Source organism: Myxococcales bacterium (assembly GCA_023898405.1).
Taxonomy (GTDB): Bacteria; Myxococcota; UBA727; order UBA727; family JABDBI01.
In genome coordinates this window covers 922,704-938,972 of the sequence record CP060221.1, presented here as the reverse complement: position 1 = coordinate 938,972, position 16,269 = coordinate 922,704, and the positions used below count along the sequence as shown (strand labels likewise).

The following is a 16,269-nucleotide window of genomic DNA, read 5'->3' as shown; positions in this document are numbered from 1 at the left end:
TAACCCCAGAAATTAACTAGTCTTTTAATTTCTGAACGCCCGTAGCAAAGCGAGGACTAGGAAGAAATTAAGGGAACCAGTTAATTCCTGGAATTGGTATAAGTTTTATGGTGGCAAGCCGTCATAAATTCAAAGGAGATAGGCTGTGGAACAAACTTTATCTCACGATTTTAGAACCCATAAAGAATCTCTACTGCATTTGCTGCGCAATTTTTCTGTTGAGCATCGTGAAGTTACTTTAGCAAGCGGACAAACAAGTTCTTTTTACTTGGATTGCCGCCAAATTTATTTTCGGGGCGAAGCCCACTTTTTGATCGGTGAAATTTTTTGGCAAAAATTAATTGAGATTGAAAAAAAACATGAATGTTTCATGAGCGCGTGCGGTGGAATGGCTATGGGATGTATTCCTTTATCTTTGGCGTTATCCGCGGCAGCATTTAGGAGAGGGCGAGAATTGCCGGGATTTGCTGTTAGAAAGGAAGCTAAAGAACATGGCATGCAGTCGATTATTGAAGGAAGTAAATGTCTTAAGCCTCACTCTCAGGTAGTGATCGTTGAAGATGTGGTTACAACCGGAGGATCAGCTCTCAAGGCTATCGAACAATTGCGCACTATGGGTATGGTGGTGCATCACATGTTAGCCATAGTTGATCGGAATCAAGGTGGAAAAGAGCGTCTTGCCAAAGAGCATGTTGAACTTGAATCTATATTCAATCTCAATGATATTTTGGAGTAAAGTTGTGTGGGTTTTGATGAATGAGCGTTATCGCCGAGAGAAAGAGCAATTTAATTTGAAAGAAAGTTGTGAGGACTGTCGGCATTTTTTTAAAAATAATTCTGCGTGCGCCATGCTTTATCCTGTAGAATCTCATCGACAAGAAAGTTTTACGATGGCAAAAGACGGCGAGAGAATATATTTTTGCAAGATGTTTGAGGTAGAAGATGCTTAAAAAAATTGAATCGGAACATGCTCCTAAGGCTATAGGCCCATACTCTCAAGCTATTGTTGCTCAAGGCGCAAAGATGGTTTTTGTCTCAGGGCAAATTCCAATGGACCCTCAAAGTGGAAAAGTAGAAGCGCAGGGAATTGCTGAGCAGAGTAAAGTGGTTTTAAAAAATCTGCTCGCTATACTTAAAGAGGCGGGAGTTTGCCAAAACTATGTGGCCAAAACCACAGTTTATCTAAAAAGCATGGATGATTTTGTGCAGATGAATGAAGAATACGAAAAAGTATTTTGCGAGCACAAACCTGCAAGAGTATGTGTTGAGGTTGCCAGGCTTCCAAAAGATGTTTTGGTAGAGATCGATGCAATCGCGGTAATTTAGATTAAGCTTTGAAAAAATAAAATTTTAACTCACTCTCATGTCGGGTGAGTTTTTTTATGTGGCCCAAAAAGTGTTTTATGTGACTGCTCAATGATAGCGTGCTGTTTAACAACTTTGCTCTAGGAGGATTTTTATGTCGATATACCAATTAGTAGCGAGTAAAAAGTTACACAATTTTTTGTCTGTTTTGTTTACAGCGTGTCTTTCTAGAAGTTGAGCAAAAATTGTGTGAGTAATTGTTATTTATTTAAATAATAGCGCCGGTATTGACTGTTAGTAGCTAATCTTAGCTATGTTATTTGATAATTTTCTCCCTTGGCACCTGAGCGACAAAAAGTGATTAGTGAATAAAATTATCAAGCACTGACCCTGATTTTCATCTGGAACAGAGCTCTCCTAACAAAACTCATCGTCCCACTCTTCTAAATAAAAATTGCAGTTTTGTCCTACATAGATGCCTCGTTGGTCCATAAAAAAACCTGTCGCAATAAGGACACCAGCAGCGGAAAGCTTCATATGGAATTGCCGAGGGTTAATTATATTTCGATCGAATTCAAAAATGGCATCCTTTACTTTTTGTTGATCAAAAGTTTTAGCAATCACAAGCTCGTAATCTGAAGGAAGAGAGTAAATAAAAAATCTTCCATCTTGAAAATAAAAAACATGTTCTTTTCTGATGAAATCTACACTTACTCTTTCAACATTCATGTCCTTAAGAGCTCGCGAAAAATCCGCAAATGAAAATTCTTGATTCATCATTTTGTCGCAGAGTTCTTTTATCGATTGAAACATGCTTTTTCCCTGAGATATTAATTTTCAGAGGGCAAAACTAAATTTGGCAGGCAAAATTGGAAATACCCCTAGGAGTATGCTCATAAAATTATTCTGGCGCTACAGAATAATTGTCAGCCCTCATTGGAAGAAAAAATAATTAGTGTTCTTCTAAGTATGTATTTATATGTTGCCAACGCATTTGAGGGATATATCGAACCTTATTGGTTTGCCAGAACGGTGAAAAAGCCTAGCTTGCATAGTGCTAAAGTTAAGCATAAAGCTTAAAGAATAAGCTTTATTACTTTGTTCATTATCATAGGCAATTTGTCCGATACTTAGAGCATGAGCCATTTCTTGGTCGCTTAGAGAAATGGAATTTTTAACTACGCTCCCTGCTTGATCCCAAAATCCAAGACTATTTTCTCCCATGTAAGTGAAGGAAATATCATAGAATGTATCAGGTTCCATGCCTGGTTCAATGTGGTGCCACAGCTTAGTTATTTCAAGAATAGCCATGCTGCCATTTTCATGAACTCCTGAGCAGATTATTAGGGGTGTCTCATGACCGAAAAGAACGCTAGAGCTAAAAACAATGCTCAATACGAAACTTAAATTTACCAAATGCCTTTTCATATAATCCTCCTTCTTTGATTTTTAAATATTTAGGAGGTCTACAATTTGGTGTAGGAGTAGGGGAAAACTGGTCTCTAATTGAGCAACAAATCAAGTTTTCTCATCAATAATGAATCGCCGAAAGAAGTTTTTCTGAGCTCATCAAGAAATTCTTTAACACAGGCATACTTTTGATTTACGTGACGCCAAATAAAATATTCAGGATTTCTCGGCGATGGCGCAAACAAAATTTTTCCAAAATCAAAAAAGTCGCCATTTTTATTTGACATATTCATATCTCCACCCAGTATCCAGTGCAGGGTGACGATCGCTCTTTCTTCTTGGCTTTGGTATGGTTTACCAATCACTAAAGAATAAAAGGAAACACTTTGCATGGTGTTAGCTGGAAGTTTTATGAGAGCAGTGTAAGGCGAGAGCATACCATCATGAGTATGGACGTTAAAGGGGAGCATTTGATCGACTTTAACCTGATAGGAAACATCGAAATCTGACTCAAAAACGCCATAATCAAAATCGGCATAAAGACGATTGCCAACAAATTGTTGGGGAACATCAGGATCTGCCCAAGTATGGGCTTTGAGCAGAGTAATATTTGGAGTTCCATTATCGCTATTGTGGCCAATAAAGTCTCGAAGTTGCACTACCCAATGGATGTCGACTTTGTTTTTGCCCAATAAATTTCTTTCACTCAATTTCTGTTGTATTTTTTGCGGCAGTTGAGCTTCAAAATCAGGACCCAAATTGGCAGCGAGCCAAAAGTCCGCAATGCGACCGGAGTTATAATCTGCCAGCACGCTCGCCTTAGGATAATTGCCGTTATAAATATCAGAGAGCTCCTGATTAACGGTTACAGGGGCAAGAAAAGTTCTATCAGTATTGTTTACAAATTTTGAACGCAAAAATGTATTAATGCCTGAGGTCTTGGGTGCAGTTGGCGGTTTACTATCTATACCAAAAACTTTTTTATAATAGTCGGCGGCGGTTTTTTGTGACGTTAAAAATTCTACGCCATCGTAGTAGCTTGGCTCAAGCTCCACTCTAAAGTGTAAATAACCGACGCTCAGTCCGTGAGTATTTAAAAACAAACCTTTAAAGTTGCTAACCTCTTGGCCGTCAGCATCCTTTAGAGTGCCGCCATTAAACATTTTTTTTGCCATTAAACCTACGGTATACCAAAAACTTTGCAGCCTTTGCTCTTGTCCTTTCTCACCAATTTTTTGAGCATAGGCGTAGATATGGCCCAGAGCGTTATTAATGTGAGCCTTAGGATCACTGCTCAATGGACATGGTGCAATCATTATTTTTTTGCTGCTAGGATGTGCTGCATCTATCCCTTTAAAAGCGACCGTTCCATTATCGAGCTGCTTATGTTCGTAAAGCCTAACGTGCTCTAAGTTTGTACCCACCATGCTTATAAAGTGACCTTCATAAGGAGTATTATCGACGTCATCACTCATTTTAGGTTTACAATGTTTTAAGTAGGGATAAAAAGATTTGTTGCTTGCCTCATATGCTAAATCAGGAGCGACAGTAGCCACCAAATAAAAAGCTTCATGTTTGGTGTTTTTGTCTATAAGCGGAGCTTTTAATTGATAGCCTAAAGCGTCGCTTGGTAAATGAGCAATACTTTTGTTGATAAGGGAGCGAAAATCCCCATGAGTTTTGTCAGCCAATAAATCAATAAATTCCTGGCGGTTAACCACTCGGCTGCCATTTCTAAAGTGAAAAATAATCTTATTATTATCCCTTTTATATTCGGTTGAATATGAGCCAACTCTTACCGGGCTAATATCAATATTTTTAAAAGCTTTTTGCTGTGTAAGACCTTTTTTAGGTTCATGTAGATTTGAGCATGCACAACTTATGAATAAAATGAAAAATAATATAGTTTTTGATTTCATAATAAGCCTTTTATTTTTTGACTCGATTTATTGTAATTAATGGTAAAAATATTGCAATAACTTTTGTATTTTGCAGAGTTTCAAATTTTTGGGCTCAACTATCATTGAAAATCAATGAGATAGACAACAAGCTAAAAACTGTTTTATGAGGATCATAGCTGGTAAAACTATGTTGTTATCAATGTGATTCATACAAGACGAGTATCGAGAGCATATGTGGCGGGCATAAGTAAATTTTAAAACACACTCTGATAAATGAAAACAATGCTGAAATACGAAAAAGATAGAGGCAAAATTATTGCTTCATAGAAATTGAGCGATGGAGGAGTGCGCTCAACAAAAAGAAATTTTACAACAACAATAGTGAAAAGATATAAAATTCCTAACGATATTGGCACAGCAAATATTAATGGCTGCTCACTTAGAACTGTTGAAGCCAAGCTTTGTAAAAATACAAAAAATATTAAAACCGAATAATAAAAAAATTCCATGAGGTTAGTTAAGTAATGTATGAATCCCACTGGCCCACTGCCTTGTTCTTCATCAAAATTATTATTGTAAGTTTTTTTTGCGCGAGTTTTGCTAAGTAAGAAAAATACATAGCATAGAGCGCTCAAGCTAAAGAATAGATGAACGATGTGATTGGTAATAGTTTTCTCGTAGGAAAGGTAAAGAAAAATTATATTTGCACTTATTGTGACGGCTAATATGCCTCTGAGACGAAAATTTTTTACGGTGGCATTTAGTTTTATTGGGTTAGTTCCTAAAATACCGAATAAAAAATGATAAAAAGGCATGGCCATAACAGGAGCTAAGCCAAGCATTATGACAGCCAGGTTTTTTTGATGGGAAAAGCCTTTCTTTAGTAAGATTGCTGAAGCAGATAATAAAATTACAAAACTAAAGAGCGCGATGAAAAAACGTTTAATCGAAGTTATTTTATCGATAATATAGTTTCGTTTCTCAAGAGCAAGCAAAAGCAGAGGGTATAAACCAGCAGATTTGAAATAGCTTGTTTCTCGGTTATATCTTTGCAGTTGGCCAGCAAAAATATCCAATGTCGATATGCTTACGAAAGTAAAGAAAAGTATGCCGATGCTATTCATTTTTTTTCCATGAAAGGATGCCTACTCATAATATCAGCCGGAAAAATTAAAAAAAAGTTGTTGTAATCGCTTCCAATAATTTTTTTACTCTGTTCTGAAAAATTGTTTTATTGCGATAAAAAACTCATGTGAATTGAAAAACATGTTGTAAATCGGTGTGTTGGGTTGGTATTGTGTTAAGTTTTTATGGTGGTATATTCGCTTTATTAATTTAGATTAATGGTGAAAAATATGAGTAAAAAAATCTATAATATAATAATCCTGTTTGCCTTGTTAAATAGTGTTGTTGGTTGCCATATTTTCAAATCAAGCGAAAATAATAAATCAGATAACATCAAAGTAAATATTTTTGATAAACAAGATAAATCACCGCAAGTTGTGGCCACCTTAGGTCCAGCTTCAACATCTATGGAATCACTATCCAAGATGATTGATGCAGGTTTGAATATGGCGCGCATTAATGCAAGCCATGGTGATCATGAATTCCAAACGATTTTAATTAAAAACCTTCGTATTGCAGCCCAAAAAGCTGGACGACAAATAAAAATCTTGATGGATCTGCAAGGGCCAAAAATCCGTGTAGATAAGCTAAAAAATCCACTAGAGCTAAAATCAGGAGAAGAATGGTTGATCGGCGAAAGCCAGGCTGTAGCCAAAAACTCTACAAGTTCTCTGCGTTTTATTCCTACAATTTATAAAGATTTGGTAAAAGATGCTGCTGTTGGGGGAGATATCTTCTTTGACGATGGTTTTCTTCACGCTAAGGCTTTAGAAAAAGTTTCCATTGACGGCGATGAGTTCCTCAAAATTAAAGTAATAGTCGGTGGGCTATTAAAATCTAGTAAAGGTATTAATTTGCCAGGATCAAAAATTTCTGCTCCAAGTTTGACTGAAAAAGATCTAGAGGATCTGAAATTTGCTGTGGAACAACAAGTCGACGCTATTGGACTTAGTTTTGTTCGTACAAGGGACGACGTTAAAAAAACTAAAGACATCATTAAGGAACTTGGAGCACATACTCCGGTTGTAGCAAAAATAGAAACTCCAGAAGCTGTAGCAAACCTTTCTGATATTATTGCGGAGAGCGATGGGGTTATGGTAGCTAGAGGCGATTTGGCTGTGGAAATTGGTTTTGCTAAAGTTCCAACTGTCCAACGTTCTTTGATGGCAATAGCCAAAAAGCTTGGTAAAGAGGTCATCACTGCAACACAGATGCTTGAGTCTATGACAACTTCTACAAGACCCACGAGAGCAGAAGCAGATAATATTGCTCATGCTGTGTGGCAAGGAAGTAGAGCGGTGATGTTGAGTGGTGAAAGTGCGGTGGGAGCTCATCCTGATCGTGCGGTTGCTGTTATGAAAGAAATCGCTTGTGAGGCTCAATCGGCCTTGTAAGGGATATTTAAGCTCTGCTTAAAAGCGCGCTGAGGCCCACTTTGTTGAAGAAAGTGAGACCAAAGCGCGCTTTACTTTAGGGCGCTTAGCAAAAAAATCTAGCTTACATTAATCTTGATCAAACCACTGCATAACTATCACTTCGCATGTACCGTCATGAGCTTTGCGAATTTTTTTGAATCCAGCTTTTTCGTAGCAGCGAATTGCACGCTTATTTTTTGCGCTTGGATCAATAAGAATTTTTTTTGCATTAAATTCGGATAACAATTTTTTCACGAATGAATCGACAATTTTTGTCCCGATTCCTTTTCCTAAATTATTTTCATCTGCAATAAATAGATCCAAGCAATAGGTGCCTTCATCTTCGTGGCAAAAAACACCCTTGGGTTTGGGGCATGTAGTCCTATAAGCATAAAGATCGCAGCATTGCAAAAAACCAAAAGCTTTTTTATCCACCATAATAATAAATGGATAGTCATAACCGTTGCCATCAAGTTTTTTTTCCATGTATTCAGCAGGCTCATAGCCACCGATGAACCAGCTATCTCTTACGTGAGGGACTTGTTGCCACTTTTGCCAAAGCTCAAGGTGAGATTGGTTCATGGGTATAAATTCTATGTTCATTGTTCTGTCACCTAAGAGCTATTTTTTTTGGTGTTTCATTACAAGTAGTTGTTTCCACAGGAAAATATAATTTCAATCGCGATCATTACAAGAGATATAAAATCGTTTTCTGTCGGCTAAGAGCTACAGGGGGGAGTAATCAAAACAAGGATTAAAGTAGGTGTTTTTTAGTTCCTCTATTGCTGTATTTTTTGCATGTTTTAATGTGAATGTATTGGTTGGAAGGTATGTATGAAAAATAAAATTTATTTCTTTTTTTGTTTGATTTTTTCACATTGTTTGTTGGCAATAGATTATTTGGATATAGAAAGTTTTTCTATGGACAACCTGAGCCAAAGACTTATTGAAACAGTCATTGATGGTTCAATCAAGTTGAATCAATTTCCTGATAAGCATGAGACGGCATTAAAAAAGATTACAGATCTTGGAGCGATGCTTCATTACAAGCTCGCTCGTCCCTTTAATTTCTCTATTTGTGAATATGATGTTGATAATTACCTTCTAGCTGTAAGGTTTGGTTGGATACACAGAAAATTTGAAAATAGTATCGATAGGGAAGATAAAGAGATCGTACCGGGTAACGATGGCGAATCACAATTTGAAAAGGGGAAAAATTTCTGGTGGCAAAATTGGATGTCAGAACGTTTTGATATGGCAACAATGTATTTTTTAGCAGACAAAGATTTTAAATCCTTTGAACTTTTATTTCCAATGTACGCGGAAAATATAAGCAACCATGAAGAAGAAATCAGCAAACACAGAATAGAGCCAGTTCAAATACCTGATCTTAGAGTGTTCAGGCAGGATAATGAAATTTATGTTTCATTTTTCCCCATGAACTTTGGCAAAAGTCTTTATAAAGTAAAAGTTATTAATAATGACTACAATCCTCTTAAAAACATCGAATTTAGTGATCCGCTTAAGCATGAGAACTTCTACGAAAATTTTCAGACTGGTCTTTTGGTACCTAACTTATCTCCCATTAGGGTGAACAAAGATGATAGATCAGTATTTTACCTCAATTGGTTTGACCAAGAAAAAGGTATAAAGTTTTGCCTGTTCAATGAAATAAATCAGGATACGAGTGAGCATTACTTAGCCTTTAAAGATAAGAAATTTATTATTTCTGGTGAAGGAAGCACCTTGGAATCGAGTCCCAATATGGGAAAAAATCATGGTAAAATGCCTCTTTTTTCCTTTGGTACGCCTCATGTATCGCTTGGCAATAAACTCCTTGGAGTTGGGCACATTAAAATTCAAAATAATAGGGAAGAATTTACCTATGAGGAAAATTCTAATATTGATCGATTTAGAGCGCACCTCGATGATGTATTCAAAGACTTTAACTATGTAAGATGTGATGCTTTCTATCAATACAGTGGTGTTTCAAAGCGAAAAACGCAGCTGTACTTAATGTATTTTTATGTGATCGATACAGACGAGTTTGGCAAACCTAAGGCTATGACTGTGAGTGACGCTTTTCTACCGCTTCCAAGTGATCCTGGTGCGAAAGACTACATTTTTAGTTTGATTTTTCCCATGGGGGTTAGCAAATCTCTTGATGATGAAAATAAACTTTTAATTTCTGCAGGTTATGGAGATTACGAAAGTTTTTTGATGTCAATTCACCTCGATGATTTTATGAAACTTTGTAGGCATGATTTGCAACAACTGGATTTAAGCCAATATGAGTATAAAATATTGCCGTCTCATTAATGCTGAACGTAGAGTTCCTCAGCGAGCAGTTTTACTAAGGATCTTTACAGGAAAGCCACATGATAAGCGGTATTAACCACATCACGCTTTCTGTAGCTAATTTAGCAAGATCATTTAAATTTTATTGTGAAATTTTGGGCTTTAAGCCATTATGCAAATGGCCTCATGGCGCATATTTGTTGGCCGGTAAGGATTGGTTTTGTCTGAGTTTAAATAATCAAAAAATTGTACGACCGGCTGAAGATTATACCCACTATGCTTTGAGCGTGACTAAAGATGCTTTTGCAGCGCTGGAGCAGAGGGTGGGTTTTTTGTTGTATGTGGCACAATTTTTTCAGCAGGTACTTTGTTTAGTGGGGGAGAGATTTTTTTAGCGGACGCAGTTGAACTTTCGTTTGCTTTTTTTGGCGTTGTGGCAGGCTGAGCTTTGGCTTGAGTTTTTTGCGGCGCTCGAGTTGTGCTCGCAGCTTGCGGAGCTTGCTTTGGGGGTGGGGCGCATTCAACATTGGGCATAGCTTGTACTTTTACACCTGGGGCTGCCACAAAGTGAAAGGTTTTGTCTGCTATGTTTAGGTTGATTTGAAAATTGCTAAAGCGAAAACTATTGGTGCCATTGCTTAAATCAGTCACGATCGATTCAACAACCGTGCCAGTTTTTTGGTCTACTCCCAGCGAAACCGATTTGATGGGAGCATTTTTTTCCTTAGGAATAAGAGTAAGCCATTTGAGTTTTTGGTCATTTACAGCTCCTTGAAATTCTTTGATCTCAAATGAATTTTTTAAATTTCCCTGTCCCCAAAGAAATGAGATTGAAGCTGAAAGGGTGTCTTGTTCAAAGCAGTCATGAGTAAAGGCTTGTTTGTCGTTCACAAGATGATAGGTGAATTTTTTGCCTTCAATATAAAATTCTTTTTTTCGGCTTGCCGGTTCGTTGTAACGCCACAGCATATTGCGGGCTTTAAAAAAAACCTGCCCCTTAGAAGTTTCTGTGATTGGCAGATAGGGGCTTTTGTAATTTTGTTCAAAATCAAAACGTGCTGATTTGGTTTTATTATATTGCTTTTGAATTATATCAGCCAGCTGCATCAGCTGAGCTGTAGTGGGCCTGGAGTTTGGTGTGGGTTTTAAAGCTGAGGCTTGAGTGGCAGTGGGCTTTTTTTGAGGTATAACTTTTTCAACTTTGTTGACTGGCGTTTGAATCTTAGCGGGAACTGTGTTTCTTGTTTGAGGAGCTGGTTTTACTGAGTTCGATACTGATTGAGTTTTTTCTGAAGAATTATGCTTCGCCTCGTTGTTAGCTTGAGCGCTAAGACATTGGTAAGAAGAAAAAAGTATAAAAAATAGATAAATAAATTTCATGATAAATTATTTTCCTTCTTGTTCTTAAGCCATGTCTTAATGTCATTTATAGAGTAACAGTTCAAGACATCTTTGGGCTCTAAACCAGCTTTTCGAGCGATCAATACACCGTATTCAATATCTTTAATGCCATTTATTGAATGAGCATCAGGGTTGATTGCAGTCATCAACCCCATTTCTTTGGCCAGCATCAGATGTTCATATTTGAGATCCAGACGATGAGGATTGGCATTAAGCTCAAGAATGGTTCCGTATTCCTTGGCTGTTGAAAGCATAAGTTTCATATCAAAATTGCTCGGAGGACGATCGAGAATCAGGCGTCCTGTCGGATGACCAATCATGGTGGTGAGAGGATTTTTGATGGCGTTAAGCATGCGGGCGGTTATGGTTTCTCGATCTTGTCTAAGGCGATTGTGGATAGAAGCGATGACTACATCAAGTTGATTGAGCAAAGAGTCAGGGAAATCAAGTGAGCCGTCAGCTAAGATATCACATTCAGTGCCACTTAAGAGCCAACACTTTTTTCCTTGCTCATCTTGATTGAGCACTTCTATTTTTTTTAACTGTTCTTTTAAACGCTGAGGCTCTAAGCCATGAGCATAGGCGGCAGATTGACTGTGATCGTTGATGCTCAAATAAGAAAGTCCAAGTTCAATAGCCTGCGCGCGCATTTCTTCGAGCGTGTTGATTCCATCTGAAGCGGTGGTGTGATTGTGAAATGCTCCTAAGAGATCTTTCAATTCTATAAGTTTTGGTAGACTTTTGCCTTTTTTGGTAAAGACAGCAGTACCGTCTCGTCGTTCTCGTGTAATTGGATAAATGCCCAGCACATCAAAGACATCATTTTCTAAGGGTGTGGCGATGAGTTTTTTTTCTTGATAGAGCCCCGCTTGGGTAAATGAAAAATTTACGCTGTCTGCATAGTGAGCGATTTTTTTCCTGAAATTTTCATCACCGCTCAACCAAATTGTTTCAGCTCCAAAAGAAGCAGAATTTTGTGAAAGATAGATATGGCACGCAATGTCAAGAAAAACGAACTCACAGCGATCTTCAATAAAGTTAAGATAAATGTTTTGAGCTTTAAACATTTTTTTTACGGATTCACGATCGAGCTTGGTGAGCCATAGCATTTCTAAATGTTTTGAGCTTTCACACGCTCTTGAGCACTCGCCCACTGTTTCTATCTTGGAATGTGGATCAATTCCTAAAGCAATTTCTTTTAAAAGTTGCGCAGCATAGAGCAGTTGATCAAGACGAAAATGACCAAGTTTTTTTCGGGCTTCGACCAAAGCTTGGGCGATAGATTGCTGCATCTTTGGGCCCATACCTTTGATGTTTTGTAAGCGATTTTCCTTGATGGCATATTCAAGCTCGCCCAGGTTTTTAATATCAAGCTCGAGCCATAGCATACGTGCCCGCTTTGGTCCAAGCCCGCTAATACGAGTAAGATCGAGAACGCCACTGGGAACGAGGGCACGAAAATTTTCAAGCTCAGGTACGGGCTCATCATTTAAAACATGCTTGATGATCGCTAAGGTACCAGCTCCAATGCCGGAAAGTTTTGCAAGGGAGCCATCCTTCATCGCTACTTTTATATCACCTTCAAATTCTGCGATAATACGCACAGCCTTGATAAAAGCTCTGATCTTGAACGGGTTGAGCTCAAGGATTTCCGCTCGCAGAGCCATTTCTTCTAAAGTTTGTATCACTTTATTTTTTAAGATTTCTGACATTTCTGCTCCCTTTTTTGTCTCTTATGGGGCTCGTTCGCGCATGTAAATGCTTGTTCAATCCGTGTTTTTTACAACTAGTTTGACGTAGGAACACTGTGCGGCATCAAGTGCTCGAGGTTTTTTTATGGTGATTATTATTTCTTGTGTGTCTTTGATTTTATCAATAATTTTTTTTGCTATTAAGTGGGAAATATTTTCTAGCAATTGAGAATGATTCTCTTTGCAAAGTTCTTTGATGATTTTAATTATTAAAGATTTGCTTTGCTTTTTTATGAGCTTTTTTTGAGATTTTATATGTATGAAAATGTCAAAAAATAAATTTTGTGGCTTAATCCTTTCGTGGGAGTATACGCCGATAATGCTCGAGTGTTTAAAGTTGTAACGAAAATAATAATTTCTATAATTTTTGGGGCGATGATTTGAAATCTGTAAGGGAATGGTAGTTTGCATATACTCAACGTTATTGTAGTTCTCGATGTTAAATAGATTTTATAGGGTGGCGTTCATGCACAATGACATTGACTATATCATGCCGGACCATAAAGAAAAGTCTGGGGTGTGGTGGCGTTTGGCTCGACGTTTGGCTTTTTCATTTGATGCAGAGCATATGCACGAAATGGCCATTCATCTTTTAAAGGTGGTTTCTTTTTTTGTAAGCAAAGATCTGGACAAAAACTCATTGGCTCGTGCACCTGTTTTTAAAAAACAATTCATGGGGCTTAATTTCCCTAATCCTATCGGTTTATCTGCAGGTTTTGATGTGGACGCAGAGGCTCTGCCAGCGCTACAAAGTTTGGGTTTTGGTTTTATTGAGGTGGGAGGGATCACCAAAGATGCGCAACCCGGCAATCCCAAACCACGGATTTTTCGTCTGCCACATGATAAGGCCATTATTAACCGGCTTAATTTTTATAATAAGGGAGCGGTTCGGCTTAGAGAGAAGCTTTCTTCTTTGCGAGAAAAAAATAAAATTTTTATACCCATAGGCGTTAATTTAGGGAAATCAAATAATTCTTTAGTCGAAGAAATTCCGGCTGATTATTTAAATACCTTTAAATGCATCCATGACGTTGCAGATTATGTGACCATAAATGTTTCTTGTCCCAATAGTATTGGCTTGCAAAAATATCAAACTGCTCAAAGTTTGGGATGTTTGCTGGATACGGTATGTAATTTTAACGAAGGCTTGTCTAAAAAAGTTCCTCTCATGTTGAAGCTAGGGCCGGATCTTAGCAACGAAGAAGCAATGGCGTGTGCAGAGATAGCTCTTGATTACGGTTTGAGTGGATTAGTTATTACCAATACCACCATTAAGCGAGATGGTTTGACACATGCAAACGACTATGGGCCCGGAGGGCTTTCAGGGCAGCCGCTTTTTGAAAGAAGCACGCAATTGTTGCGATGTGTAGCCAAAGATTATCGACACAAATTAGTAATCATAGGTTCAGGTGGCATTATGGATGGTGCTAAGGCAATGGTTAAACTCAATGCAGGTGCCGATTTATTGCAGGTTTATACTGGCTTTGTTTATGGGGGACCGCTCTTTGTGGATCAGTTGTTAAAATATTTGGCCAAGTATTACTTTGAAAGGGAAGAGCATGGTTAAGTTGTGAGGAATTATAAAAACTAAAGTGGCGCGCTGAGCTTTAGATAATTTCAATTCTTATTCTGAAATAGATTTTAATTAAGCTCTAAGTGCTTGATAAAATCTAATCCTGTGACAAGTTTGGGGAGTTAGAAAATGGATATTTACGTTTTTATAAATGGCCAAATAATAGTTAACTAGAAAAGAATGTGAAAAGTGTGCAAGCTACTTTTGGGTAAAATGTCGATGGTTCGTGGGCAACAAATTGGTTCATATTTAAAAAATTTGGGGCAGCGTGTGTTTAAAAAATTTACGGGCAGATTTAATGTCGGTCTTGCGATTGATCTTGGAACCGCAAACACATTAGTGCATGTGCAAGGTGAAGGGGTTGTTCTTAATGAGCCGAGTGTGGTTGCTATCATCAAAGATGGTGGTCAAAACAAAATCCTTGCGGTTGGGCGCGATGCCAAAGAAATGTTGGGAAAAACTCCAGGAAATATTGTAGCTATTAGGCCAATGAGAGACGGAGTTATCGCTGATTTTGATGTTACCCAAGAGATGATCAAGCGCTTTATCATCAAAGCGACTAATCGAAATATACTATTTCGTTCGCGTTTGCTTATATCTGTTCCTGCTGAGATTACCTCGATCGAACAAAAAGCGGTTCGAGAAGCTGCCTTAGGTGCAGGAATGCGCGAAGTTCATCTCATAGAACAGCCAATGGCAGCTGCGGTTGGGGCGGGCCTTCCTGTGCGTGATGCACGTGGATCGATGATTATCGATATCGGTGGAGGAACAACTGATGTTGCGGTGATCTCTTTAAGTGGTCTGGTTGCATCTCAGACTTTACGTATTGCGGGCGATAAAATCGATGAATCGATCGTAAATTTTGTGCGCAAACGGCACAATATTTTGATCGGTGAGAGAACAGCTGAACTTATAAAAATGAAGATCGGATCCGCTTACTCTTTGGAAGAAGAATTACAAATTGACGTAAAGGGTCGTGATCTTATCACCGGCGTGCCTCGTTCTATAACAGTAACAAGCATTGAAATCCGCGAAGCTCTGCAAGATAATATCCGCCAATTTGTATCCACGGTAAAATTTGTGCTTGAGCATACTCCACCCGAACTTTCGGCCGATATCATCGAGAGGGGAATTATTGTTTGTGGCGGTGGTGCTCAGATCAAAGGCATCGATAAACTTTTGTCGGAAAAATGCGGCATACCTGTATACATTGCTAAAAATCCTCTTCATGCAGTGGTGGATGGAGTAGGAACCGTGTTGGATAATATTGAGGCGTACAGCGGAATTTTACTATAGATTTTAAGGGGCTTGGTTGTGCCAACAAGATGGATAGGGCTGTTATTTATTTTTTTGCTTGTTTCTTGTCGGCCAAAATTTTTAGAAATTACTAACGCTAGAAGCCTAGAAAATTATCTTGCTGTCATTGAACAATCAAATGCCAAAGTTCACCAAATAAAAGCTCAAGCTGATATTCGAGGAAACGGTCTTTTAGGACATTTTTTTCATGAACGGGCCGACATTGTTGCCCAAGCGCCGCACTATTTTTTATGGTCGCTGCGTTCTTTTTTTGAAAGTCCTGCCTCAATTATTGCGAGCAACGGAAAGTTCATCAGTGTCTATGATATCTCCAACAATGCACAGCCTTTTCACCGCATTCCTCTGAGTGAAAACAGTGTCGTAGAATTGATGGATTTTCCTTTTCAACCTAAAATTTTGCTCAATCTTTTGCTCAATAAAATTGATTTAAGGGGCGCTAAAAATCTCAAGTTATTGACCAATAAAAATATTTGGCTTGTAAAGGCAGATCTCGACGGTGATTGGCATGTTCATGCCTCTTTTAATGAGGATGAAAGATATTTTAGAGAAATAGCCTTTGAGCAAAAAAAGCATAAAATAAAATATCGCGTGCGCTATGGCGAAATGCATAGGGAACAAGGACTAAGCTTTCCTACCTCGCTTATGGTTGTAGCCAGTATGAATGGTCGATCGCTTAAATTTAATATGCGTTTTGAACAGCTAGAAATTAATGGTTTTGATATTTCGCCGGATACTTTTCTTTTGGGGCCTTAAAAACTTTTAGAGAGATGCGC

The 16,269-nt window shown here is 38.1% G+C and carries 17 protein-coding genes; 9 read left to right on the top strand and 8 right to left on the bottom strand.

Features of this window, described 5'->3' with window-relative positions; genetic code table 11:
* Nucleotides 1–145 precede the first annotated feature (145 nt).
* The 3 genes from pyrE to H6731_04205 are packed head-to-tail and all read left to right on the top strand — an operon-like array spanning nucleotide 146 to nucleotide 1,326.
* On the top strand, nucleotides 146–736 hold the full coding sequence (gene pyrE / locus H6731_04215; protein ID USN51622.1) for an orotate phosphoribosyltransferase: 591 nt from the start codon (nucleotides 146–148) through the stop codon (nucleotides 734–736).
* Between the two features lie 4 nt (nucleotides 737–740).
* The gene (locus H6731_04210) at nucleotides 741–950 is read left to right on the top strand and encodes a hypothetical protein (GenBank protein USN51621.1); all 210 of its coding nucleotides are present in this window, start codon (nucleotides 741–743) and stop codon (nucleotides 948–950) included.
* A complete protein-coding gene (locus tag H6731_04205; GenBank protein ID USN51620.1) occupies nucleotides 943–1,326 on the top strand; it encodes a hypothetical protein in 384 nt (127 codons plus the stop codon). The genes H6731_04210 and H6731_04205 overlap by 8 nt, the downstream gene beginning before the upstream one ends.
* 396 nt (nucleotides 1,327–1,722) lie before the next feature.
* Here H6731_04205 and H6731_04200 read toward each other — a convergent pair whose 3' ends face one another.
* The 4 genes from H6731_04200 to H6731_04185 form a co-directional block, all read right to left on the bottom strand.
* The gene (locus tag H6731_04200) at nucleotides 1,723–2,118 is read right to left on the bottom strand and encodes a DUF1398 family protein (protein ID USN51619.1); all 396 of its coding nucleotides are present in this window, start codon (nucleotides 2,116–2,118) and stop codon (nucleotides 1,723–1,725) included.
* A gap of 162 nt (nucleotides 2,119–2,280) precedes the next feature.
* Entirely contained in the window at nucleotides 2,281–2,733 is a 453-nt protein-coding gene (locus tag H6731_04195; GenBank protein ID USN51618.1) for a hypothetical protein, read from the bottom strand.
* A gap of 74 nt (nucleotides 2,734–2,807) precedes the next feature.
* Nucleotides 2,808–4,634, bottom strand: a complete 1,827-nt coding sequence (locus tag H6731_04190; protein ID USN51617.1) for a hypothetical protein — start codon at nucleotides 4,632–4,634, stop codon at nucleotides 2,808–2,810.
* A 236-nt stretch (nucleotides 4,635–4,870) separates the two neighbouring features.
* Entirely contained in the window at nucleotides 4,871–5,740 is an 870-nt protein-coding gene (locus H6731_04185) for a hypothetical protein (GenBank protein ID USN51616.1), read from the bottom strand.
* Nucleotides 5,741–5,971: 231 nt separating this feature from the next.
* On the opposite strand from H6731_04185, the gene pyk reads away from it, so the two are divergent.
* Nucleotides 5,972–7,135, top strand: a complete 1,164-nt coding sequence (gene pyk / locus H6731_04180; protein USN51615.1) for a pyruvate kinase — start codon at nucleotides 5,972–5,974, stop codon at nucleotides 7,133–7,135.
* 108 nt (nucleotides 7,136–7,243) lie between these two features.
* Here the strand turns inward: pyk and H6731_04175 are convergent, their stop codons facing one another.
* Nucleotides 7,244–7,759 (bottom strand): GNAT family N-acetyltransferase, encoded by a 516-nt coding sequence (locus H6731_04175; protein ID USN51614.1) that lies wholly within the window; start codon nucleotides 7,757–7,759, stop codon nucleotides 7,244–7,246.
* Between the two features lie 231 nt (nucleotides 7,760–7,990).
* On the opposite strand from H6731_04175, the gene H6731_04170 reads away from it, so the two are divergent.
* Complete coding sequence (locus H6731_04170) at nucleotides 7,991–9,475, top strand: hypothetical protein (protein USN51613.1); 1,485 nt, start codon at nucleotides 7,991–7,993, stop codon at nucleotides 9,473–9,475.
* 59 nt (nucleotides 9,476–9,534) lie between these two features.
* Nucleotides 9,535–9,849, top strand: a complete 315-nt coding sequence (locus H6731_04165) for a VOC family protein (GenBank protein ID USN51612.1) — start codon at nucleotides 9,535–9,537, stop codon at nucleotides 9,847–9,849.
* On the opposite strand, the gene H6731_04160 is transcribed toward H6731_04165, so the two are convergent.
* The 3 genes from H6731_04160 to H6731_04150 are packed head-to-tail and all read right to left on the bottom strand — an operon-like array spanning nucleotide 9,746 to nucleotide 13,017.
* The gene (locus H6731_04160) at nucleotides 9,746–10,834 is read right to left on the bottom strand and encodes an outer membrane lipoprotein carrier protein LolA (protein USN51611.1); all 1,089 of its coding nucleotides are present in this window, start codon (nucleotides 10,832–10,834) and stop codon (nucleotides 9,746–9,748) included. The two genes, H6731_04165 and H6731_04160, sit on opposite strands and share 104 nt — an antisense overlap.
* On the bottom strand, nucleotides 10,831–12,567 hold the full coding sequence (locus H6731_04155) for a hypothetical protein (protein USN51610.1): 1,737 nt from the start codon (nucleotides 12,565–12,567) through the stop codon (nucleotides 10,831–10,833). The genes H6731_04160 and H6731_04155 overlap by 4 nt, the downstream gene beginning before the upstream one ends.
* Before the next feature lie 54 nt (nucleotides 12,568–12,621).
* The gene (locus tag H6731_04150; protein USN51609.1) at nucleotides 12,622–13,017 is read right to left on the bottom strand and encodes a dihydroneopterin aldolase; all 396 of its coding nucleotides are present in this window, start codon (nucleotides 13,015–13,017) and stop codon (nucleotides 12,622–12,624) included.
* A gap of 55 nt (nucleotides 13,018–13,072) precedes the next feature.
* Here H6731_04150 and H6731_04145 point away from each other — a divergent pair, with 55 nt between their 5' ends.
* The 3 genes from H6731_04145 to H6731_04135 all read left to right on the top strand — a co-directional run bounded on the left by H6731_04145 (nucleotide 13,073) and on the right by H6731_04135 (nucleotide 16,249).
* The gene (locus H6731_04145; protein ID USN51608.1) at nucleotides 13,073–14,173 is read left to right on the top strand and encodes a quinone-dependent dihydroorotate dehydrogenase; all 1,101 of its coding nucleotides are present in this window, start codon (nucleotides 13,073–13,075) and stop codon (nucleotides 14,171–14,173) included.
* A 225-nt stretch (nucleotides 14,174–14,398) separates the two neighbouring features.
* Nucleotides 14,399–15,475 (top strand): rod shape-determining protein, encoded by a 1,077-nt coding sequence (locus H6731_04140; protein ID USN51935.1) that lies wholly within the window; start codon nucleotides 14,399–14,401, stop codon nucleotides 15,473–15,475.
* Nucleotides 15,476–15,493: 18 nt separating this feature from the next.
* Complete coding sequence (locus H6731_04135; GenBank protein USN51607.1) at nucleotides 15,494–16,249, top strand: DUF4292 domain-containing protein; 756 nt, start codon at nucleotides 15,494–15,496, stop codon at nucleotides 16,247–16,249.
* Nucleotides 16,250–16,269 lie beyond the last annotated feature (20 nt).